The organism is Ralstonia soli (assembly GCF_023955655.1).
Classification (GTDB): domain Bacteria; phylum Pseudomonadota; class Gammaproteobacteria; order Burkholderiales; family Burkholderiaceae; genus Ralstonia; species Ralstonia soli.
On record NZ_JAMXHT010000004.1, the window covers coordinates 486,967 to 508,898 of the forward strand.

At 63.5% G+C, this 21,932-nt stretch carries 21 protein-coding genes; 10 read left to right on the forward strand and 11 right to left on the reverse strand.

Translation table 11 applies throughout. The annotated features are described in order from the left end of the window. Positions 1 to 138 precede the first annotated feature (138 nt). The 7 genes from NG900_RS12550 to NG900_RS12580 form a co-directional block, all read right to left on the reverse strand. A complete protein-coding gene (locus NG900_RS12550; protein WP_027677550.1) occupies positions 139 to 1,527 on the reverse strand; it encodes a replicative DNA helicase in 1,389 nt (462 codons plus the stop codon). A gap of 141 nt (positions 1,528 to 1,668) precedes the next feature. Further along, the gene (rplI, locus tag NG900_RS12555; protein ID WP_252680648.1) at positions 1,669 to 2,121 is read right to left on the reverse strand and encodes a 50S ribosomal protein L9; all 453 of its coding nucleotides are present in this window, start codon (positions 2,119 to 2,121) and stop codon (positions 1,669 to 1,671) included. 24 nt (positions 2,122 to 2,145) lie between these two features. Beyond that, positions 2,146 to 2,424, reverse strand: coding sequence for a 30S ribosomal protein S18 (rpsR, locus tag NG900_RS12560; protein ID WP_420804148.1), 279 nt, complete (start codon positions 2,422 to 2,424; stop codon positions 2,146 to 2,148). Between the two features lie 12 nt (positions 2,425 to 2,436). Beyond that, positions 2,437 to 2,763 (reverse strand): primosomal replication protein N, encoded by a 327-nt coding sequence (gene priB, locus NG900_RS12565; protein WP_252680651.1) that lies wholly within the window; start codon positions 2,761 to 2,763, stop codon positions 2,437 to 2,439. A gap of 44 nt (positions 2,764 to 2,807) precedes the next feature. Further along, complete coding sequence (gene rpsF / locus NG900_RS12570; RefSeq protein WP_039595966.1) at positions 2,808 to 3,176, reverse strand: 30S ribosomal protein S6; 369 nt, start codon at positions 3,174 to 3,176, stop codon at positions 2,808 to 2,810. A gap of 93 nt (positions 3,177 to 3,269) precedes the next feature. Then, a complete protein-coding gene (locus NG900_RS12575) occupies positions 3,270 to 4,262 on the reverse strand; it encodes an asparaginase (RefSeq protein ID WP_252680653.1) in 993 nt (330 codons plus the stop codon). 138 nt (positions 4,263 to 4,400) lie between these two features. Further along, the gene (locus NG900_RS12580; protein WP_027677555.1) at positions 4,401 to 5,177 is read right to left on the reverse strand and encodes a ferredoxin--NADP reductase; all 777 of its coding nucleotides are present in this window, start codon (positions 5,175 to 5,177) and stop codon (positions 4,401 to 4,403) included. Positions 5,178 to 5,412: 235 nt separating this feature from the next. Between NG900_RS12580 and lexA the strand changes: the two genes are divergently transcribed. Both lexA and NG900_RS12590 read left to right on the forward strand, forming a co-directional pair. Then, on the forward strand, positions 5,413 to 6,063 hold the full coding sequence (gene lexA / locus NG900_RS12585) for a transcriptional repressor LexA (protein WP_252680655.1): 651 nt from the start codon (positions 5,413 to 5,415) through the stop codon (positions 6,061 to 6,063). Positions 6,064 to 6,183: 120 nt separating this feature from the next. After that, a complete protein-coding gene (locus NG900_RS12590) occupies positions 6,184 to 6,369 on the forward strand; it encodes a hypothetical protein (RefSeq protein ID WP_252680657.1) in 186 nt (61 codons plus the stop codon). Between the two features lie 332 nt (positions 6,370 to 6,701). Here the strand turns inward: NG900_RS12590 and NG900_RS12595 are convergent, their stop codons facing one another. Together NG900_RS12595 and NG900_RS12600 are read right to left on the reverse strand one after the other, a co-directional pair. Continuing rightward, complete coding sequence (locus tag NG900_RS12595) at positions 6,702 to 7,013, reverse strand: cupin domain-containing protein (RefSeq protein WP_252680659.1); 312 nt, start codon at positions 7,011 to 7,013, stop codon at positions 6,702 to 6,704. 16 nt (positions 7,014 to 7,029) lie between these two features. Continuing rightward, the gene (locus tag NG900_RS12600) at positions 7,030 to 8,760 is read right to left on the reverse strand and encodes a dipeptidase (RefSeq protein WP_252680661.1); all 1,731 of its coding nucleotides are present in this window, start codon (positions 8,758 to 8,760) and stop codon (positions 7,030 to 7,032) included. Positions 8,761 to 8,899: 139 nt separating this feature from the next. Between NG900_RS12600 and NG900_RS12605 the strand changes: the two genes are divergently transcribed. The 5 genes from NG900_RS12605 to NG900_RS12625 all read left to right on the forward strand — a co-directional run bounded on the left by NG900_RS12605 (position 8,900) and on the right by NG900_RS12625 (position 15,334). Further along, positions 8,900 to 9,292, forward strand: a complete 393-nt coding sequence (locus NG900_RS12605) for a nuclear transport factor 2 family protein (RefSeq protein ID WP_252680663.1) — start codon at positions 8,900 to 8,902, stop codon at positions 9,290 to 9,292. A 101-nt stretch (positions 9,293 to 9,393) separates the two neighbouring features. Next, on the forward strand, positions 9,394 to 11,205 hold the full coding sequence (locus NG900_RS12610; protein ID WP_252680665.1) for an ABC transporter transmembrane domain-containing protein: 1,812 nt from the start codon (positions 9,394 to 9,396) through the stop codon (positions 11,203 to 11,205). A gap of 241 nt (positions 11,206 to 11,446) precedes the next feature. Beyond that, the gene (hppD, locus tag NG900_RS12615) at positions 11,447 to 12,520 is read left to right on the forward strand and encodes a 4-hydroxyphenylpyruvate dioxygenase (RefSeq protein WP_252680667.1); all 1,074 of its coding nucleotides are present in this window, start codon (positions 11,447 to 11,449) and stop codon (positions 12,518 to 12,520) included. A 126-nt stretch (positions 12,521 to 12,646) separates the two neighbouring features. Next, the gene (locus NG900_RS12620; RefSeq protein WP_252680669.1) at positions 12,647 to 14,035 is read left to right on the forward strand and encodes an amino acid permease; all 1,389 of its coding nucleotides are present in this window, start codon (positions 12,647 to 12,649) and stop codon (positions 14,033 to 14,035) included. A 96-nt stretch (positions 14,036 to 14,131) separates the two neighbouring features. Then, positions 14,132 to 15,334 carry an amino acid aminotransferase gene (locus NG900_RS12625; protein ID WP_252680671.1) on the forward strand — a complete coding sequence of 401 codons (1,203 nt, stop codon included), beginning with the start codon at positions 14,132 to 14,134 and terminating at the stop codon, positions 15,332 to 15,334. Positions 15,335 to 15,753: 419 nt separating this feature from the next. Here the strand turns inward: NG900_RS12625 and gcvA are convergent, their stop codons facing one another. Beyond that, on the reverse strand, positions 15,754 to 16,671 hold the full coding sequence (gcvA, locus tag NG900_RS12630; protein WP_252680673.1) for a transcriptional regulator GcvA: 918 nt from the start codon (positions 16,669 to 16,671) through the stop codon (positions 15,754 to 15,756). A gap of 144 nt (positions 16,672 to 16,815) precedes the next feature. On the opposite strand from gcvA, the gene hglS reads away from it, so the two are divergent. From hglS to NG900_RS12645, 3 genes are read left to right on the forward strand one after another with little or no spacing between them, the layout of a single operon-like run. After that, on the forward strand, positions 16,816 to 18,222 hold the full coding sequence (gene hglS, locus NG900_RS12635) for a 2-oxoadipate dioxygenase/decarboxylase HglS (RefSeq protein ID WP_252680675.1): 1,407 nt from the start codon (positions 16,816 to 16,818) through the stop codon (positions 18,220 to 18,222). Then, complete coding sequence (locus NG900_RS12640; RefSeq protein WP_252680677.1) at positions 18,219 to 19,469, forward strand: aminotransferase-like domain-containing protein; 1,251 nt, start codon at positions 18,219 to 18,221, stop codon at positions 19,467 to 19,469. The genes hglS and NG900_RS12640 overlap by 4 nt, the downstream gene beginning before the upstream one ends. A 60-nt stretch (positions 19,470 to 19,529) precedes the next feature. Beyond that, positions 19,530 to 20,948, forward strand: coding sequence for an FAD-binding oxidoreductase (locus NG900_RS12645; RefSeq protein ID WP_252680679.1), 1,419 nt, complete (start codon positions 19,530 to 19,532; stop codon positions 20,946 to 20,948). Between the two features lie 5 nt (positions 20,949 to 20,953). On the opposite strand, the gene NG900_RS12650 is transcribed toward NG900_RS12645, so the two are convergent. After that, complete coding sequence (locus NG900_RS12650) at positions 20,954 to 21,796, reverse strand: IclR family transcriptional regulator (protein WP_252680681.1); 843 nt, start codon at positions 21,794 to 21,796, stop codon at positions 20,954 to 20,956. Between the last annotated feature and the right edge of the window lie 136 nt (positions 21,797 to 21,932).

The window sequence follows — 21,932 nt, forward strand, 5'->3', positions numbered from 1 at the left end:
GGAAACGAGGAGTGCTGACGTCGTAAAAACAGCGCCGGTCGGGATCACCGCCGGCGCTGTCATCAAAGCGCAATATTTTACCGGAACCCGCAGCGCGCCAGACGTCGCACGTTGTGGCTGGCCGACACGTATTGCAGGTTACGTGTCGTTGTCAAAGAAGGCATTGCCCCCGGTGAAGTTATCAAACTTCGTGTATTCACCCAGGAATGTGAGACGAACGGTGCCGATCGGACCGTTACGCTGCTTACCGATGATGATTTCGGCCGTACCCTTGTCCGGAGAGTCCGGGTTGTAGACCTGATCGCGGTAGATGAACAGGATCACGTCGGCATCCTGTTCAATAGCGCCGGATTCGCGCAAGTCCGACATCACGGGGCGCTTGTTCGGGCGCTGCTCCAGGCTTCGGTTCAGCTGTGACAGCGCGATCACCGGGCAGTTGAGCTCCTTGGCCAACCCCTTGAGCGACCGTGAGATTTCCGAGATTTCGGTCGCGCGGTTTTCTCCGCCGCCCGAGCCCGACATCAGCTGCAGGTAGTCGATGACGATCAGGCCAAGCTGCCCACACTGACGCGCCAAGCGACGTGACCGCGCGCGGAGTTCCATCGGGTTCAGTGCCGGCGTTTCGTCGATGAAGAGCTGCGCGTCATTCATCTTCTGAATGGCGTGCGTCAAGCGCGGCCAATCCTCGTCGAGCAGGCGACCGGTCCGCAGGCGGTGCTGATCCAGCCGACCAACCGAACCCAGCATACGCATGGCGAGCTGCGTGCCCGCCATTTCCATCGAGAACACCGCCACCGGCAGGCCCTGCTCCACCGCCACGTGCTCGCCGATGTTCAGCGAGAACGCGGTCTTACCCATCGACGGACGGCCTGCGACGATGATCAGGTCGCCGCCCTGCATACCACTGGTCATGCGATCCAAGTCGACAAAACCCGTCGGCACACCGGTGATGTCGCTCTGGTTGTCACGGTGGTACAGCTCGTCGATACGCTCGACCACCTGCGTCAGCAGCGGTTGGATCTCCAGGAAGCCCTTCTGCCCGCGCGAGCCTTCTTCGGCAATCGCGAACACCTTGGATTCAGCCTCATCCAGTAGCTGGCGAACGTCGCGGCCTTGCGGGTTGAAGGCACCGGCTGAGATCTCGTCGGCAATCGTCACCAGTTGGCGCAGCACGCCGCGGTCGCGGACGATTTCCGCATAGCGGCGGATGTTGGCGGCGCTCGGCGTGTTTTGCGCCAACGCGTTCAGGTACGCCAGGCCGCCCACCTCTTCCGCCTTGCCGGCCGCCTGCAGCTGCTCATACACCGTGATCACGTCTGCCGGCTTGGCCTGCGAGATCAGCTTGCCGATGTTGTGAAAGATCAGCCGGTGATCGTAGCGGTAGAAATCGTGCTCGTTGATGAAATCGGCAATGCGATCCCAGGCGGCGTTATCCAGCAGCAACCCGCCGAGCACCGACTGTTCGGCCTCGATGGAATGCGGGGGCACCTTGAGGGAATCGAGCTGGGGATCGGAGGGCGCGTTCATGGCGGGATTATAACGGCGCTGCTCGGTCTTCAATCTGAACCCCTGACACAAAGGACAACAAAAAAGGCAGAGACTTTCGTCCCTGCCTTCTTGACTCGCGACGGCCAGCTGACCGGGCGTCGCGAGGTGCAGCGTGCGTGCTTAGACAGCCTCGCCCAGCACCGACACCGTCACGTCGACTGCCACATCGGTGTGCAGCGACACGACGACCGGGTGGTCACCCACGGTCTTCAGCGGGCCATTAGGCAGACGCACTTGCGCCTTCTCGACCTTGAAGCCTTGTGCAGCCAGCGCGTCGGCGATGTCGTGGTTGGTGACGGAACCGAACAGACGGCCATCCACACCAGCCTTTTGCGACAGTTGCAGCGTCAGGCCGTTCAGCTTCTCGCCTTCGGCTTGCGCAGCAGCCAGCTTTTCAGCGGCCAGCTTTTCCAGCTCAGCACGGCGGGCTTCGAATTCCTTGATGGCGGATTCGGTTGCGCGGCGGGCTTGCTTCTTCGGGATCAGGAAGTTACGAGCGTAACCGTCCTTCACGCGCACCACGTCGCCCAGGTTACCCAGGTTGACGACCTTCTCGAGCAGAATAATTTGCATGGTGAGTTCTCCTTATCCCGCTGATTAGTGCTTGTGCTGGTCGGTGTACGGCATCAGCGCGAGGAAACGCGCGCGCTTGATGGCCGTATCGAGTTGGCGCTGATAGATTGCGCGCGTGCCGGTCAGGCGGGCGGGGGTGATCTTACCGTTCTCGCCGATGAAGTCCTTGAGCGTATCGATGTCCTTGTAATCGATTTGCTCAACGCCTGCCACGGTGAAGCGGCAGAACTTCTTGCGTTTGAACAGCGGGTTTTGCTGCTGGAAGCGCTTCTTGTTCTTCGCGTCGCGCTGCTTCTTGTTCATGAATGCCATGATTCAATCCTTTACGAATACGTTACATCCGGAGATGTGAAAGACCAGTGCCTTGCTGCTGCGGTGCTTGCGAGCCAGGAATCCGACGCAATCAAGGGCAGTGCCCGGAGCGATGCGGTCCAGAACGGAGGCCATCTTGCCTGCCGCCAGTGCCTCGATCGAAAACTCGACCAGTCGCACTGTCTGCGCCTCCATCGCTTGCCCGCTGTAGCTCAGCAGGCAATTCACGATGGGCACGCCGGCTGGGGTGTATCTCATCACCTCGCGCTCGACCAGTGTGGCGACGAGCTGCAGGCGGTTGATGGCGTTGCCCCCGAGGGTTCCGTTCATGCTCGCGGCGCGCGGTGTTTAGCTTCGCGCCGCACCGCGCGACATCAGGCGGCCTGTTCGGTTTGAGCGGCGGCCTTCTTGGCCTCTTCGCGCGCCACTTCCTTCATCATCGGCGACGGAGCCGTTTCAGCCTTCTTGGTCTGAACGATGAGGTGACGCAGCACGGCGTCGTTGAACTTGAACGCGTGCTCGAGCTCAGCCAGGGTTTCCTTGCCGCACTCGATGTTCATGCACACGTAGTGAGCCTTGGCCAGCTTCTGGATCATGTAGGCCAGTTGACGACGGCCCCAGTCCTCGACGCGGTGCACTTGACCGCCCTGCGTGGTGACCGTGCTCTTGTAGCGCTCGATCATCGCGGGCACTTGCTCGCTCTGGTCCGGATGGACGATGAAGACGATTTCGTAATGACGCATTGACGCTCCTTGTGGATTAAGCCGCCCGGGCGTCACACTCCGGTGCAGCAAGGTTGGTTAGCCTGCCATTATACGCAGACCTAGATAATATTTTCAATACCGATCAATGACTTGCTGCAGGGAGCCCACCTCTGCCTCACCACGCCTGGAAGCCAGAAGTAATGTCAGCAGCACACGAGCCTTGTACGGATTGAGCGAGCCGCTCGACGCCCAACCCTGCGCATCAGGCTGCGCAGGTACCACCCCGGCACCCGTACGGGTTGAGCGGAGCACCAAAACGCCCTGCTGGCTCGCCCGATTGAGCGCCGCCTCGAGATTGGCGTGAATGGAACCCGCGCCGGTCGCCGCGATCACAAGCCCCCTCACACCGGCGTCGACCAGCGCATCGACCATGCGCGCGTCGGGCTGCGCATAGCTCGCGACCACTTCGACCCAAGGCCATTGTCCTGCCGATGGCATCGGCAACGCGTCAGACGCAGCGACGAGGCGCGCCACGCGCTGAAACTGCACTTGCGTGTCGAGCACAAAACCCAGCGGCCCCACGTCCGGGGAAACAAACGCCTCGACCGCATAGGTGTGCGCTTTCTGCACGTCGCGCGCGGCATGAATACGCTGATTAAGCGCGACCAGCACACCTCGCCCACGCGCTGCTGGACTCGCGGCCAGCCGCACCGCGTTCAGCAAATTCAGCGGGCCATCTGCCGACAACGACGTCGACGGCCGCATGGCTGCCGTCATGACGATGGGCGTATCCGTCTGCTGCGTCAGGTGCAGCAGCATCGCGGTTTCTTCGAGCGTGTCGGTGCCATGCGTGATGACCACGCCATCCACGCGCTCCACGTCGATCCAGTGGCGAACGCGCGCGACCAGCTTTTCCCACACGTCGAACGTCAGATCCTTGCTGTCGATCTGCGCGACCTGTTCGGCGCGCACGTTGGCGATGCGCTCCAAGCCAAGCTTGCTGGCAGCGAGCAGTTGGTCGATGGGCACGGCGCCAGCGCGGTAGCGGGCGGCCGAGCCAGCATCGTCGGCAGAACCGGCGATCGTGCCGCCGGTGGCGAGGATGGCAATGGTAGGCAAGGACATCGTTCGGAGCATGCGTGGTGAGCAAGGCGCGCATTGTATCCGCCCGCCCCGCCCTTGCCGACGGGGGATTGCCCTCGGGAAAGCGCCAAAACAAAACGCCGGCACACAGGCCGGCGTTTGCAGCAAAAGCAGCGTCGATTATTTCTCGACGAAAGCGCGCTCGATCACGTAGTCACCGGCTTCGCCCATGCGCGGCGAGATCTTGAAGCCGCGTGCATCGAGCAGCTTGCAGGTGTCTTCCAGCATGGCCGGGCTACCGCAGATCATGGCGCGATCGACAGCCGGGTCCATCGGCGGCAGGCCAATATCGGCCGACAGCTTGCCGCTATCCACGAGGTCGGTCAGGCGGCCCATGTTGCGGAAGGGCTCCCGCGTGACGGTCGGGTAGTAGATCAGCTTCTCACGCACCTGGTCGCCGAAGAACTCGTTGTTCGGCAGCTCGCTGGTGATGAAGTCGGCATAGGCCAGCTCGCTCACCTGACGCACGCCATGCAGCAGCACGACCTTCTCGAAGCGCTCGTAGGTATCCGGGTCCTGGATGATGCTCATGAACGGCGCCAGGCCGGTGCCGGTGCCGAACAGGTAGAGATTCTTGCCGGGCAACAGGTCATCCAGCACGAGCGTGCCGACCGGCTTCTTGCTCACGAGCAGCTTGTCGCCCACCTTCAGGTGCTGCAGGCGCGACGTCAGCGGGCCGTTCTGGACCTTGATGCTGAAGAACTCCAGATGTTCTTCATAGTTGGGACTGGCGATGCTGTACGCGCGCATCAACGGCTTGCCTTCGACTTCCAGGCCGATCATCACAAAGTGACCGTTATGGAAGCGCAGCGCTTGGTCGCGCGTGGTCTTGAAGCTGAACAGCGAGTCGTTCCAGTGGTGGACGCTCAGAACGGTCTCTTGATTGAAAGCGGACATGGTGACGTTCGGGCCGGCCTTGCGGCAGTGCAAAATGCGGTCAAGGCCTTGATTTTATGCGATTCCCCGCAGCTTCGCCTGCATGGATTGCGCATAAGCTTCTAACCAGTGCATAGGTTTTGACGCCGGTCATGGGTCGGCCGAACCTCTGGCGCAACATGTCACAACAAAATCACTTGCGCTTCCCGTGTCACTGTATAAAATCACAGCACCTGTTCAAATATACAGTACGTCGATGGCCACCCTGACCCCCCGCCAACAGCAGATTTTCGACCTGATCCGCCAGACGATTCAGCGCACCGGCTTTCCGCCCACCCGCGCCGAGATTGCCGCGGAGTTTGGTTTCTCGTCGGCCAACGCGGCCGAGGAACACCTGCGGGCGCTGGCGCGCAAGGGGGTGATCGAACTGACGCCGGGCGCTTCGCGCGGCATCCGGCTGCGCACTACGGGCGACACGGCCCAGCACCAGTTTTCACTGCCGTCGATGGGGCTGATGCAATTGACGTTGCCGCTCGTGGGCCGTGTGGCCGCCGGTAGCCCAATCCTCGCCGCCGAGCATATCGACCGCCAGTACCAGGTCGATCCGTCGCTCTTCTCCGCGCAGCCCGATTTCCTGCTGAAGGTGCGCGGCATGAGCATGCGCGACGCCGGCATTTTGGATGGCGACCTCCTGGCCGTGCAGCGCGCGGCAGAGGCCGCCAATGGGAAGATCGTCGTTGCGCGGCTTGGCGACGACGTCACGGTCAAGCGTTTCCAGCGCAAAGGCCGCCACGTCGAACTGATCGCCGAGAACCCCGATTTCGAGCCGATCCACGTTGATTTGGATCGTGATGAGTTTCACCTGGAGGGCTTGGCCGTCGGTCTGATCCGGCCAGCTGCTCCGTAAGTCTCTGGCGCATCTCAGCGCCGAATCCTTCGCTGTTTGATTCAACCCGGAGGTGGGCCATCGGCTCGCCAGGGCGGAGTCTTGCCGCCCGCTTTTCCACCCGAACTCACGAGGTCTGCCATGCGACTCGGATCGATGTCCTCCCGCCGCCGCCCGGTACATCCGGTGCCTTTCCGCCAAACCCAGGGCGTGCGCATCTATCAAGGGGAGCAGCGCCGTACGATGGTCGGCAGCATGGCCGCCATCTGCCGCATGCTGGATGCGATTCCAGCAGCCTCGCGCACGGCGGGCGCCGAAGGCTGCTGAGCGCGATGCAACACCTTCAATTGTGTTGCCGCAGCCGGTCAGGGCATACCCCAATGCTGCCACCGCAACTGATTTCATACACTTGCCATGCCCTGAGGACAGGGCTTTCTTCAACTGATTTTCGGCCCGCCGTTTGAGCGGGCTGTTTTTTTTGGCCGCATGTTGCTCAAACGGCACACTAAAAGACGTTTCGCAGGCAAAACGGACGTTTACCCGGATTTTGTTTGGCGCAGGTGACAGTAGTATTGCCAGTGCCCTCAGGGGCAATTGAGATCGCTGAATTCGAAGCCCGCGCACTGCGGGCTTTTTTTTTGAGGGCTGGAACCGCGCCGCTAGACGCTGCCCGCCTTCTCGACGACAAGAATACGAGCCTCCCCACGCGGATGTGCCACATGCTCGCAACCGATGCCGGCAAAGAAGACGTCGCCGGGCTCCAGCGCTGCCACACGCTCCACCCCGGCTTCGCGATAGTGCATATCGACCGTGCCGTCTAGCACCACGAAGACCTCCTCGCCGTCGTTCACATGCCAGCGGTAAGGCTGGTCCGTCCAATGCAGGCGCGTGGTGATGCCGCCCATGTTGGCGATATCAAGTGCGCCCCAGGCACGCTCTGCGGTAAACGATTTAGCTCGGATGACCTTCATGGCGATCGTGCGGCGGTTACTGCATCGATTGCAGATTGCCGATACGCACAAGCATTTCGGTGAACATCTGCATGTCCAGATCGAGGTCCGGCACTTCCTTGTACTCGTTGGCGTTGTGCGCGGTGTACTTCTTGCCGGGCATGGCCGGGCCGAAGTTGATCGCATTCGGCATCAGCTTGGCGGTGGTACTGCCGGCGGTCGGCACGGGCTTGGCATCTAGGCCGGTGGTGTCGCCATAGATGTTGAGCAGTGTCGACAGCCAGGCGCCCTTCGGATCGCGTGCCATCCAGTTGCCCTGGTCGTGGTTGATTTCCAGAGCGATGTGATTGGCGTTGGCCCACGCATTGATCTTGCCGGCGACCTCCCCGCGCAGTGCGTCGGGCGTCTTGCCGCGCGGCATGCGCACGTTGGCCGTGACTTCAACGCGGCCGTTCTTGTCGCCGATCACGTTGGGCGACATGGTAAGCGGCCCCATGAAGTCGTCCTTGTAGGCAAGGCCCATGGTGTTGCCAAGATAGTCGGTGCCATACAGGTCGATGATGTAGCGCACGGCATGGGCGTAGGCGTTGTCGGCCAAGCCAAGATCGGCTGCGCGCAGGAACAGCGCCAGGCGAGGCAGCGGGTTGACACCCTCTTCCGGACGCGAGCCATGGGCCGACGTGCCGGTGACCTTGACGACGATGCTGTCGGCATTGCGTGTGATGTCGATCGAGAACTTGCCCTGTGCGGCGAGGCTGCTGACGAACGCATCGCGCTTGGCTTCGAGCGCGGCGGCGGCCACGCCCAAGTCACCGCCCTGGAGCGTGGCCGTGGCCGTCTGCGGGACGGAGTTGGCGGAGGCCGCACCCGCCATCGAAACGATGGCCGTGTGTGAAGCATCCCCGGCTTGCGCGGGGAAGAACACCTTCAGCGCACCGGAGCCCTTCTCGGCGACCACGGCCGGGTACTTGCTGTCGAGCACGATGTTGTACGCGGGCAGTTGCGTGTGCTCGCGGTAGTACTTCATGCCGTCGCCGCCGGTTTCCTCGGTGGTCTCGATCATCAGGCGGATCGTGCGCGCGAGCGGCACGCCGCTGTCCTTGACGGTTTTCATGGCGTACAGCGCAGCGGCAATCGAGCCCTTGTCGTCGATCGTGCCGCGGCCGTACAGCAGGTTGCCCACACGCGTCACTTTGAACGGATCGAGCTTGGCGCCGTCGCCGAGCACCCACTCTTCGGCCTTGGCAGGTACGACGTCCGCATGGGTCAGGATGCCGAATTCGTCCGAACCGGTGCCGGGCAACGTGACTTCGAACACGCGGTTGTCGACGTTGCGGTATTTCAGGCCGAAGTCGTGCGCCATGCCTTCGACGAGCTTGCCGAAGGCCACGATCGCGGGGTTCTCGTGCTGCGGGATCTTGTCGTCGCGCACGGTGGGCAGCGCGACCATCTTCTCGATCGAACCGATCACGGCCTGCTGGTTGTGCAGGCGGTTGTACAGGCCGAGCAGCCGGCCGATGTTGATGAGGTCATCGCCGGTGAGCGGCGCCTTCTTCTGGTACGCAGCCACACTGCCTGCGACCTGCGGGTCAGCCTTGGCGGCCGCAGCAAGGAAGCTGTTCAGACTAGCCGATGCCTTGGGTTGCTCGGCGGCAAGCAGCGCATCGAGCTGAGGCTTCTGGAGTGTGGCGGCAAAAGCGCTACTTCCCAGCGCCAGGGACAGCGCGACAGTCAGGGCGGACAAGCCAATACGGGCGGGACGTTGCATCGAAACGGTTTCCGAAAAGGACGAAGGCGCCATCATAGGGGCGAAGTACGCGCCGCGCATTGTGCAGCGCGAAAACGTTAGCCAGCCAGGGATCGGACCGAGCGCGGTATGCTTGGAGCTTTCCCAGGAGGCTTGCCGCATGGAACCGTGTCTGGACACCGCCCCCGGTCTGCTCGACGTGCTCGAAGAATTGCGCCGGCGCGAGCCCATCTTCCACCGGCCCGAATTCGGCACGCGCCGCGAAGACTTCGAGCGAATGACCACGGAGGATTTCTGGGAGGTCGGCGCCTCGGGCCAGCGCTACAGCCGCAGCTACGTGCTCGGCGTGCTCGATGCCCGGCACGGCCATATCGGTGAGGAATTCTGGCAAACGCGCGATTTCCGCTGCCAAGAGATCGCGCCGGACAACTATCTGCTCACCTACACGCTGGTGCAGTCCAATCGCACCACGCGGCGGGCAACGTTGTGGCGGCGCACGGACGATGGCTGGAAGGTCGTGTACCACCAGGGGACCGTGGTCGCCGACGTATAGCAGCCGACCGTTGCAGAAGCCGCGGTCCGGATTGCACATGGCGCGGCAAAACGACAATCGGGTTGAGATAATGGCGGCCTCTCCTTTGCCGCCGAGTCCCCATGCCGTCCGCTGCGCCCATTTCATCGCGTGTCAGCCCCCTCTTCGCGCTCATGCCGTTCTTGCGTCCTTACGCAGGACGCTGGGTCGTGGCGTTCCTGGCGCTGGTCACGTCGGCCGGGGCAACCCTGGCGCTGCCGGTGGCCTTCAAATTCCTGATCGACCGGGGATTCGCCAGCGGCGAGCGGGCGCACATCGACCGCTACTTCATCGCCCTGTTTCTCCTCTCACTGGTGCTGGCCGGCGCCACGGCGCTGCGCTTCTATTGCGTGTCGTGGCTGGGGGAACGGGTCACGGCTGACCTGCGGCGCGCCGTCTACCGGCATATCGTCGGATTGAGCCCCGAGTTTTTCGAGACCACACAAACTGGCGAGGTGCTGTCGCGGCTCACGACGGACACGACGCTGATCCAGACCGTTGTCGGGACCAGCCTGTCACTCGGATTGCGCAACACGCTGCTGACCGTCGGCGGGGTGGTGATGCTGGTGGTGACGAGTCCGGTGCTATCGGGCTACATCATCGCCACGCTGATTGTGGTGGTCGCGCCGATCGTCATTTTCGGGCGTCGCGTGCGGCGGCTCTCGCGTGACAGCCAGGACAAGGTGGCAAGCGCGAGTGCACTTGCAGGCGAAGTGCTCAATGCCATGCCGACCGTGCAGTCGTACACGCAGGAGGCTTACGAGTCCAAGCGTTTCGGCAACGCGGTGGAAACAGCGTTCGATACGGCGCTCGTGCGTATTCGGGCGCGCGCGCAATTGACCGCCGTGGTCATCATCTTCGTGTTCGCCGCGATCGTGTTTGTGCTCTGGCTCGGCGCGAAGGCCGTGCTGGCCGGGCAGATGACGGCGGGACAACTGTCCCAGTTCATCCTCTATGCGGTGTTCACGGCGGGCGCCGTGGGCGCGATCGCTGAGGTGTGGGGCGACTTGCAAAGGGCCGCCGGCGCCGCGGAACGCCTGCTGCAACTGCTGGCAACACGCTCGCCCATCGCAGAGCCGGACACGCCGACAGCGCTGCCGGCGCATGCCGAGGGCATCCGCTTCGAGAACATCGGCTTTTCGTACCCATCGCGCCCGGGTACCGCCGCACTCTCCGACTTCACGCTCGATGTCGCGCCGGGGGAGCACGTTGCGCTGGTGGGGCCGTCCGGGGCGGGCAAGACCACGCTGTTTCAGCTTCTGCTGCGCTTTTATGAACCGCAGTCCGGAAGCATCCTGATCAGCGGCGTCCCGACGCGGCAGGTGTCGCTTGCCACGCTGCGGCAGGCCATTGGCGTGGTGCTGCAGGAATCGGTGATCTTCTCCGGAAGCGTGCTCGACAACATCCGCTACGGCACGCCCGACGCGACGCTTGCCCAGGTACAACGCGCCGCCGAGATGGCCGCGGCCGCCGACTTCATCAACGCGCTGCCGCAAGGCTACGACACGCTGCTGGGCGAGCGCGGTGTGAGGCTGTCAGGCGGACAACGCCAGCGGATCGCCATTGCGCGCGCCATTCTCAAGGACCCGCCGATCCTGCTGCTGGATGAAGCCACGAGCGCACTCGATGCCGCGAGCGAACGATTGGTGCAGACGGCCCTGAACAACGCCGCGCGCAATCGCACCACGCTTGTCATCGCGCATCGCCTCGCCACCGTGCAGCAAGCCGACCGGATCGTCGTTCTTGAACACGGCCGCATCGTCGCGCAAGGCCGCCACGCCGAGTTGCTGCAGAGTTCCCCACTCTATGCCCGGCTTGCGGCGCTGCAGTTCGGTGCGTTGCCCATGGACGGGGAGCCGAGCCACGCGATGAACGGTCACGTCGAGGCCCAGTAACTCCCCGGCCCCGATCCGACGCCATACGGGGCATCGCGCACAATTTCACCTTACACACCCAGTCATCAGCAATTTAATTGCGCAGACTAGGGTTTTCCTGTGTCCCGTACGAAATTCTATTTCGGCGCCCGAACCCTACACTTTCCTCAATCGGACGGTCGCAGGAACCTCGAAGAAGGCGCGTAGCGCTGCAGTGCGACGTCCGTCATTGCCCTCCCCCAACATTGGCCGCACCGCCCCCATGACTGACCTCTTTGAAAACCCGATGAAGCTGATGGGCTTCGAGTTCGTTGAATTCGCCTCGCCCACGCCCAACGTGCTGGAACCGCTGTTCGAACAGATGGGCTTCTCGCTGGTGGCGCGCCACCGTTCGAAAGACGTGCTGCTGTATCGCCAGGGCGACATCAACTTCATCGTCAACCGCGAGCCGAATAGCCCGGCGGCGTACTTTGCAGCCGAGCACGGCCCGAGCGCGTGCGGCATGGCATTCCGCGTGAAGGATTCGCACCAGGCCTACGCGCGCGCCCTGGAGCTCGGCGCACAACCGGTTGAGATTGCCACCGGCCCGATGGAGCTGCGCCTGCCGGCCATCAAGGGCATCGGCGGTGCACCGCTGTACCTGATCGACCGCTTTGAAGACGGCAAATCGATCTACGACATCGACTTCGAATTCATCGAAGGCGTGGATCGCCGCCCCGAAGGCCACGGCCTGCGCCTGGTCGATCACCTGACGCACAACGTCTACCGCGGCCGCATGGCGTACTGGGCGAACTTCTACGAGAAGCTGTTCAACTTCCGTGAGATCCGCTACTTCGACATCAAGGGCGAATACACCGGGCTGACCTCCAAGGCGATGACCGCGCCGGACGGCAAAATCCGCATTCCGCTCAATGAAGAGGCCAAGCAAGGTGGCGGTCAGATCGAAGAATTCCTGCTGGCATTCAATGGCGAAGGCATCCAGCACATCGCTTTCCTGACTGACAACCTGATCGAAGTCATCGACAAGCTCAAGGCCGCCGGCGTGCCGCTGATGACCGCGCCGAACGACCGCTACTACGAGAACCTCGCCACGCGCCTGCCCGGCCATGGCCAACCGGTGGCGGAGCTGCAGAAGCGCGGCATCCTGCTCGACGGCACCACGGAAGACGGCTCGCCGCGCCTGCTGCTGCAGATCTTCTCCCAACCGTCGCTTGGGCCCGTGTTCTTCGAGTTCATCCAGCGCAAGGGCGACGAAGGTTTCGGCGAGGGCAACTTCAAGGCGCTCTTCGAATCGCTGGAGCGCGACCAGATCGAGCGCGGCACGCTCAAGGTCTAAGACCTCTCCCTCACACCCAATCAGAAGAAACCGTTGCCCGACGCCATAAGCGCCGGGCAGCGTTGACACGGCGCGCCGATACCCAAGGCGCATGCCGCTTTCATCCAAGGCAGGAGACAGGAAGACATGATTTCCAACGATAAGGACGCTGGACTCAAGCGCGGTCTGAAGAACCGCCACATCCAGCTGATCGCCCTCGGCGGCGCCATCGGTACCGGGCTGTTCCTGGGTATCGCGCAGACCATCAAGCTGGCCGGCCCTTCGGTGCTGCTGGGTTACGCGCTGGCCGGCATGGTCGCTTTCTTCATCATGCGGCAGCTCGGCGAGATGGTGGTCGATGAGCCCGTGGCCGGCTCGTTCAGCTACTTTGCCGACAAGTATTGCGGGCATTTTGCCGGCTTCATGTCGGGCTGGAACTACTGGGTGTTGTACATCCTCGTCGGCATGGCCGAGCTGTCGGCCGTGGGCATCTACGTCCAGTACTGGTGGCCGAGCGTGCCCACGTGGGTGGCGGCGCTGGCGTTCTTCCTGATCATCAACGGCATCAACCTGACGAGCGTCAAGTCGTATGGCGAGATGGAGTTCTGGTTTGCCATCGTCAAGGTGCTCGCCATCGTCGGCATGATCGGGTTCGGCGGCTATCTGCTGATCACCGGCGCGGCCGGCCCGGATGCCAGCGTGAGCAACCTCTGGGCGCACGGCGGGTTCTTCCCGAACGGCATCAGCGGCCTGGTGATGGCCATGGCCGTGATCATGTTCTCGTTCGGCGGGCTGGAGCTGGTCGGCATCACCGCGGCAGAAGCCGACAACCCGTCGGTCAGCATCCCGCGCGCGACCAACCAGGTGATCTACCGGATCCTGATTTTCTACGTGGGCGCACTGGGCGTGCTGCTGTCGCTGTATCCGTGGGAAAAGGTCGTGACGGGCGGCAGCCCCTTCGTGCTGATCTTCCACGCAATGAACAGCAACCTGGTCGCCAACGTGCTCAACGTCGTCGTGCTGACGGCCGCGCTGTCGGTCTACAACAGCGGCGTGTACTGCAACAGCCGCATGCTGTACGGCCTCGCCAAGCAAGGCAACGCCCCGAAGGCGCTGCTCAACGTCAACAAGCGCGGCATTCCGCTGATGGCCCTGGGCGTGTCGGCCATCGCCACGCTGGCATGCGTGGTGCTCAACTACTTCATGCCCGGCAAGGCGTTCGAGCTGCTGATGGGCCTGGTTGTCTCGGCACTGATCATCAACTGGGCGATGATCAGCGTGATCCACCTGAAGTTCCGCCACGACAAGCGCAAGGCCGGGCGATCCACCACGTTCCGCAGCCTCGGGTACCCGCTCACCAATTACCTGTGCCTTGCCTTCCTGGCCGGCGTGCTGGTGATCATGTACCTGACGCCCGATCTGCGGCTCTCGGTCTACCTGATTCCGGTGTGGATGGCGGTGCTCGGCATCAGCTACCTCTTCCGGCAGAAGAACGCCGCCAACCTGGCTGCACGCACCAGCGCCGAGATGCTCTAAGTTTGGTCAACGGGCGCACGTCAATGCCGCACAATGCAGGGTTGCGTGCGCCCGGCGCTCCCTGGGCCCCCTTCCACCTTCTGGCAATCACACACCATGTTCGAACACGTTGACGCCTACCCCGGCGACCCCATCCTGACCCTGAACGAGAACTTCCAGAAGGACCCGCGCCAGGACAAGGTCAACCTCAGCATCGGCATCTATTTCGACGACGACGGCCGCCTGCCCGTCATGAAGGCCGTGCGCGAAGCCGAAGCCGCGATCATGGCCGATCCGGGCCCGAAGCCTTACCTGCCGATGGCCGGCTTCGCGCAGTACCGCGACGCCGTGCAGGCCCTGGTGTTTGGGCAGGACAACCCCGCCCGCGCCGACGGCCGCATCGCCACCGTGCAGACGCTCGGCGGCTCAGGTGCGCTGAAGATCGGCGCTGATTTCCTCAAGCGCTATTTCCCGCAGGCCCAGGTCTGGGTGAGCGACCCGACGTGGGAAAACCACCGTTTCATCTTCGAGCGCGCCGGGTTCACGGTGAACACGTACCCGTATTACGACGAGGCGACTGGCGGCCTGAAGTTCGACGCCATGCTGGCCGCGATCGATGCGCTGGAAAAGCACAGCATCGTCGTGCTGCATGCGTGCTGCCACAACCCGACCGGTGTGGACCTCGACAACGCCCAGTGGGAACAGCTGATCGACGTGCTGCAAAAACGCGAGCTGCTGCCGTTTGTCGACATGGCCTACCAGGGCTTTGGCGCAGGCCTCGACGCCGATGCATTTGCCGTGCGTGAAATCGCGCGCCGCGGCGTACCGGCGCTGGTGGCGAACTCGTTCTCGAAGAACTTCTCGCTCTACGGTGAGCGCTGCGGCGGGCTCAGCCTGATCTGCGACAGCGCGGCCGAGGCCGACCGCGTGCTGGGCCAGTTGACCAGCGCCGTGCGTTCGAACTACAGCAACCCGCCCACCCACGGCGCCAAGATCGTCACGAAGATCCTGACCACGCCCGAGCTGGATCAGGCATGGCGCGACGAACTGTCGGCCATGTGCCAGCGCATTGCCGGCATGCGCACGGCCATTCATGAGCGCCTGAGCCAGCACCTGAGCGGCGAGGCCCTGTCACGCTATATCAAGCAGCGCGGCATGTTCACGTACACCGGGCTGAGCGCTGATCAGGTCGACCAGCTGCGCGAGCAGCATGGCGTGTACATCCTCCGCTCCGGTCGCATGTGTGTTGCCGGCTTGAACCAGCGGAACGTCGGAGCGGTTGCCGAGGCGATTGCGAAGGTGTTGCCGGGCCGCGCATGAAAGATAAGCGCCCCGCAATGGTTGCCCGCGGGAACAGCGGGCGATTGATGCGGAGCGCGTAAAGCCGAAGTGCGCAGCCCGCTTCGTATGCCAAGTGGGTCGGGAGTGGGGATCTGTCACCCTGCCCTGTCGGCTGGCATCACACGCGGCCTGCGCACGGATCTTCCGACAGCGTAGCGCTATTGACCGCCCACCGAGCCTAGGAAAGCTGACGGAAAACCCGACCGGGATCGGCTCAAGAGAGCCCTGGGCGATGCGATACACGTGGTGCCGACCCCAAGCTCGGCATGAACCCCAGGAAGCTGCCCCTCTTTACGCTCTTGTCCTTGCTACCCTGTTGCCCCCATGGGACCCCCATGGAACCGCCATGGCAACGGCATGGGGCCGAGCTACGGACAAAACCAATTGTCCAAACGCGACTAAGTCGCCCGCGCCTGCATGAACTCCTGCGCGGCCTGCACCAGCCATCTTCGCAAGGCCTGCAGGGGTGGATATTCACTCCGACCGGTAGGCCAGGCGAGGTAATAGTGCTCGGCGCTTTCCCGCTCCGGCATGTGGGGCAAGACCCGCACCAGGTCGCCTTGCTGCAGTTCATGAAGGATCAGAAAGCGCGGCAACAGCGCCACGCCGAGACCCGCCACGGCAGCCTGGGCCACGGTGGCGAACTGGTCGAAGAGCATGCCTTGCGTATCGACCGCATCCACCTGGTAGCTGGCCAGCCAGCGCGACCAGGCGTCCGGGCGTGAGGCGAGGTGCAGCAGCGGTGCGCGCAGCAGATCTTGCGGCTGCTCAAAGCCGTACCGGGCCAGCAGCGCAGGGCTGCAAGCGGGAACGACGGTCTCGCTCATCAGGAGTGCGAGCTCGCCCCCGGGCCAGTGTGGTGGGCCGAAATGAATGGCGGCATCCACCGCCTCCAGTTGAAAGTCAAACTGCGCCAGCCGCGTTGTCAGGTTGAGCGTGATGCCAGGGTGCTGATCGAAAAACTGCGGCAGGCGCGGTGCAAGCCAACGTGTACCGAAGGTCGGCAGGATGGCCAGATTCAGGCTTCCGCCCTGCGGATTGGCTCGGAAACCGAGCGTGGCGCTGGAGATGCGCATCAAGGCGGCGCGGACTTCCTCCGCGTAAGCCTGGCCTGCAGGGCTCAGGCGCACCGTCTGGCGCTCCCGCACGAAAAGCTCTGCCCCCAAACGATCTTCCAGCGCGCGAATCTGGCGACTGACGGCACTTTGCGTCAGGTGCAGCTCAACGGCGGCGCCCGTGAAGCTCTGGTGGCGCGCAGCGGCCTCGAACGCGCAGAGCAGCGACATGGGCGGCAAAAAGCGGCGTGACGGGAACATGGTGACTCACTGGGTTAGCAAAAAAAATCGGATAACTCATTCCATTTTGGAATGATCTTCACCAGGATTATCGTTTGACCACCCTCCTTTTTCCAACCTAGCATTGCCCCAATCATTGCTCAACCCAATCCAGTCATGAGCGGAATGCATCAACCTTCGGCCTCAAACTTCGTTCGAGCAGACGACATCCGATCGCGCTTTTCTCGCGCCATGTCCGCCATGTACCGCGCGGAGGTGCCGCAATACGGCACCCTGGTCGAACTGGTGTCCGACATCAACGCGCAGACATTGGGCGCCCAGCCCGCGCTGCGCGCTCAGATGGCCCAATCGGGTGAACTAGAGCGGCTGGATGTGGAGCGCCACGGCGCCATCCGCGTTGGCACGGCAACCGAACTCGCAACGCTGCGCCGGCTGTTTGCCGTCATGGGCATGGAGCCTGTGGGTTACTACGACCTGTCCGTGGCCGGCGTGCCCGTGCACTCCACCGCGTTTCGGCCGGTCAGCGACGCGGCATTGCAGGCCAATCCGTTCCGCGTGTTCACTTCGCTGCTGCGGCTTGAGCTGATCGCGGATGCCGCCCTGCGCGAGAAGGCCGCCGCCATCCTGGCGCGCCGCCAGATCTTTACGCCGCGCGCGCTGGAATTGATGGCTCAATGCGAGGCTGACGGCGGCCTGAACGATGCGGATGCCGACGCCTTCGTGCGCGAGGCGCTGGAGACGTTCCGCTGGCACAGTACCGCCACGGTCGACGCCGAAACGTACCGCGCCTTGCAAGCCGCCCACCGACTGGTCGCCGACGTGGTGTGTTTCCGCGGTCCCCACATCAACCACCTGACGCCGCGCACGCTCGACATCGATGCAGCGCAGGCCGCCATGCCCACGCGCGGCATGGACGCCAAGGATGTGGTGGAAGGCCCGCCGCGCCGCGACTGCCCGATCCTCCTGCGCCAGACCAGCTTCAAGGCGCTGCAGGAAGCGGTGCGCTTTACCGATGATGCGGGCGCGCATACGGCGCGCTTCGGCGAAATCGAGCAACGTGGCGTTGCCCTGACGCGCAAGGGCCGTGCACTGTACGACCAACTGTTGGCCGAGGTACGCGACATGGGCCACGCCGGCAGCGCCGCGCCGGATTACGAAGCGCGGCTGGCGCAAGCGTTCCGCGCCTTCCCGGACGCCCATGACGCGTTGCGTGCGCAGGGCCTGGCGTTCTATCGCTACACCCTGACGGCATTGGGCCAGGCGCAGGCCGACATGGCTACGGCGGCTGATGCCGACACCTCGTTGAATGCACTACTGGCCAAAGGCTGGGTGCGGGCCGATCCCATCACGTATGAAGATTTCCTGCCAGTGAGCGCTGCGGGCATCTTCCAGTCCAATCTGGGCGGCGAAGAGCAGAAGCAGTATCAGGCCCATGCGGCGCAGAACGCTTTCGAGACCGCACTGGGTGCGCGCGTGCACGACGAAATCGCGCTGTACGAAGCAGCGCAGCAGCGGTCCATTGACGCACTGCATGCCGTGTTGCACGGCACGCCCGCTGTGGACGCTGCATGACGGACACGCGCCCACAAGCCGGCATGCCGGCTTTTACCGCTGTGTTTGCACAGCCTGCCGGCTCCCCCATCCGCGAGCTGTTTCCTTACCTCAGCCAGCCGGGGATGATCTCTCTGGCCGGCGGCTACCCGTCGCCCAGCCTGTTCGATGCCGAAGGGCTCGCACAGGCCGCCGCTCAAGCGATGACCGGCGAAGCGCAGACACTGCAATACGGCGCGACCGAAGGGCTTCCGACGCTGCGCAACGCCTTGGCGGCGCTGATGAGCGAGCGCGGCATCCAGGCCAGCGCCGAGCAGTTGATGGTCACCACGGGATCGCAGCAAGCGTTCGACCTGCTGGTGCGGGTGCTGATCGAACCAGGGGACACGGTACTTGTGGAAGTGCCCGCCTACCCCGCCACGCTACAAGCCTTGCGCTTGGCGCAGGCCAGCATCGTGCCCGTACCGATGGACGAGCACGGCCTGCAAACCGATGCGCTGGCGGAACTTCTGCGCCAGTTGCCTGCGGCGCAGCGGCCCAAGCTGCTGTACACCGTGCCGAATTTCTCCAACCCGCGAGGCACGCTGCTCGCCTCGGAACGACGCGAAGCCCTGGTGCAACTGGCCTGCGCCTACGGATTCTGGGTGGTGGAAGACGACCCCTACGGCGAACTGCGCTTCGATGCCGATGACGGCAACACGCCACCCATGCCGTCAGCGCTACGCACAGTGGGCGACCGACTGGCTGCCGGTGGCGTGAACCCCGTGGTGTATCTCTCCAGCTTGTCCAAAACCGTCGCCCCTGCGCTGCGCGTGGGTTGGATGCTGGCCGACAGCAGCCTGTTGCGCCGCTGCACCATCGCCAAGCAAACGGTGGACTTGTGCACGTCCCCGCTGGCGCAAATGGTGGCGGCCCGCTATCTGGAAAGCGGCCGCTATCCGGCCACGGTGCAGCGCGCCCGCATCGAATATCAGCAGCGCATGCAGGCCTTGGTGCAAGGCATTACCGCGCGGTTGGATGGCCTCGTGCAGTGCGCGGCGCCTGCAGGCGGCATGTTCGTCTGGGCGACGTTCGCGCAGTCCATCGACCCGCAAGCGCTCTTTGATGCTGCGGTGTCGCAGCAGGTGCTCTATGTGCCTGGCAAGGCGTTCTACCCGGATCGCGCCCAACTCAACACCATGCGCCTGTCGTTCGCCGCGCCCGACGTGCCACAGATCGAGCAAGCCGTGCAGCGGCTGGCAACTGCCGTGGCGCTGGCCATGCGTTGACGGCCCCCGCGTGCAGATCACTTCATCGTTATCGCTCACGTTTCTGCGTTGCCATTTGCCATGACACCCGACCACCTGCTTTCCACCTTGCACAGCATCGTGGGCGCCGCCAACGTGCTGACCGGCGATGCATGCGCCGAATACGAATCCGATTGGCGCCGGCGCGCGCATGGCAAGGCACGGTGCGCAGTGCGGCCCGGCTGTACGGCAGAAGTGGCTGAGGTGGTGCGCGCATGCGCGCAGGCCGGTGTGCCCATCGTGCCGCAGGGTGGCAATACGGGCTTGGTGGAAGGCTCGGTGCCCGATACCAGCGGCGAGCAGATCATCCTGAGCCTGCGCCGTATGCAGGCCGTGCGCACCATCGACCCGGCCAACATGACGATCACGGTGGAGGCAGGCTGCGTCCTTCAAACACTTCAGGAGGTGGCGCACGAGGCAGGGTTGCTATTTCCACTGAGCCTGGGTGCGGAAGGCAGTTGCACCATCGGCGGCAACCTGGCGACCAATGCGGGCGGCACGCAGGTGGTGCGCTACGGCAATGCGCGAGAGTTGTGCCTGGGGCTCGAAGTCGTGCTGGCCGACGGGCAAATCTGGGAGGGTCTGCAAGGCCTGCGCAAAGATAACACCGGCTATGACCTGCGCAATCTCTTCATCGGCAGCGAAGGCACGCTGGGCATCATCACGGCGGCCACGCTCCGGCTCTATCCGCAACCGGCCGCGCAATTGACGGCATGGGCCGCTGTGCCGTCGCTGCAAGCCGCCACGGCGCTGCTGGCGTTGTCGCACCGGCATCTGTCTGCCGCGCTCACGGGCTTCGAGGTCATGAGCCAAGAGGGGCTACGGCTGGTCGATCAGCACTACGCCCATCTTCGCGTGCCGATGTGGCGCGAAACGCCATGGTGTGTCCTGCTGGAAGCGTCCGATAGCGAATCCGAGGCACACGCCAGAGCGCAGTTTGAACACCTGCTGGAAACGGCGATGGAAGATGGCATCGTCACCGACGCGATCATTGCTGAGAACATCCGCCAGGCGCATGACCTGTGGCACATCCGCGAGAGCATCACCCTGGCACAGGCAGCGGAAGGGCCCAACATCAAGCACGATGTGTCGGTGCCGATCTCGCGCATCCCCGAGTTTGTGACGCAGACCGACGCGCAGCTGCAAGCGCTTGCGCCGGGGCTGCGCCTGATCAATTTCGGGCACCTTGGCGATGGGAATCTGCATTACAACGTTCAGCCCCCGGCGGGCGCGGATGCGGCGGCGTTCATCGCCGCGCATGAGGCGGCCATTGGTGATGTGGTCTACCGGTCCGTCCATCGGTTTGGGGGTTCGATCTCTGCCGAACACGGCATCGGCACGCTCAAGCGCGACCAGCTTCCGCTGTACAAACCGCCCGTTGCCCTGCAACTGATGCACACGATCAAGCAGGCGCTGGATCCGCAATGCCTCCTGAACCCCGGGCGCGTGCTCGAACGCTAGCCAAGTCAGATGGCGCGATATGTATCGCTCACTGCCATGGATTGCATCGGGCGGCGCAGCGTCGGATCAAACGGGTTGATCTGCGTGGTCAGCCGGTTGGCTTCGCGCAGCAGCATGTCGTACACGATGGGCAGACGGTCCGCGCTCAGGCGGTTGGCGAGCGTGCCCACCGACAGCGCCGCGACGACGTTGCCATTGCGATCGAACACGGGCACCGCAATGCCGGCCATGCCTTCCAGCAGCCCGTCGGTCTTGGCGCTGTAGCCGCATTCGCGGGCCTTCCTGACTTCGGAACGCAGGTAGACCTCGTCATACACGCTGTAGTGCCGGATGCGTGGCAGGTTGTAGCGCAGCACCTCTTCCTGCTCAGCTTCCGGCAGGTGCGCCAGGATGACCAACGCGCCCTGCCCGACGCCCAGTTCGATCCGGCCGCCCACATCGCCCGTGAAGGTGCGAATCGGGTACTGGCCTTCCACGCGGTCAAGGCACACGGCATCGAAGCCCGATCGGACCAGCAGCAGCACCGTGTCGCCCAGGCTGGCATTCAGGCGCAGCAAGGCCGGCCTGGCCACAGAACGCAGATCGTTCACCGCGCCCGCCTGGGCTGCCAGGCAGAACAGATCCAGGCTCAGCCGGTAGAGCTTGTTCTGCTGGTCCTGTTCCACCATGCCCTCCTGCGTCAGGCCCTGCAGCAGACGGTGCGTCGTGGCGGGGGTCATCCCCAGCGTCTTGGCCAGGTAGGTGACGCGCACACCTTGGTGCTGCTGCTCCGCCATGGTGCGCAGGATCTGGAAGGTGCGGTGCATGGCGCTGCGCTGATGCGCGTCGTCGTCGGAATCAAGGGACATGAAGCGGAATGGAGGGAATTCGGTTGATCGATTGTATTCCGATAAACGGAATAAATACGAGAAATATTCCAGCTACAGCGTATACACCTAGGTTTAACCGATGTTTTGGCATGTGTATTGCAATAGGATATCCATA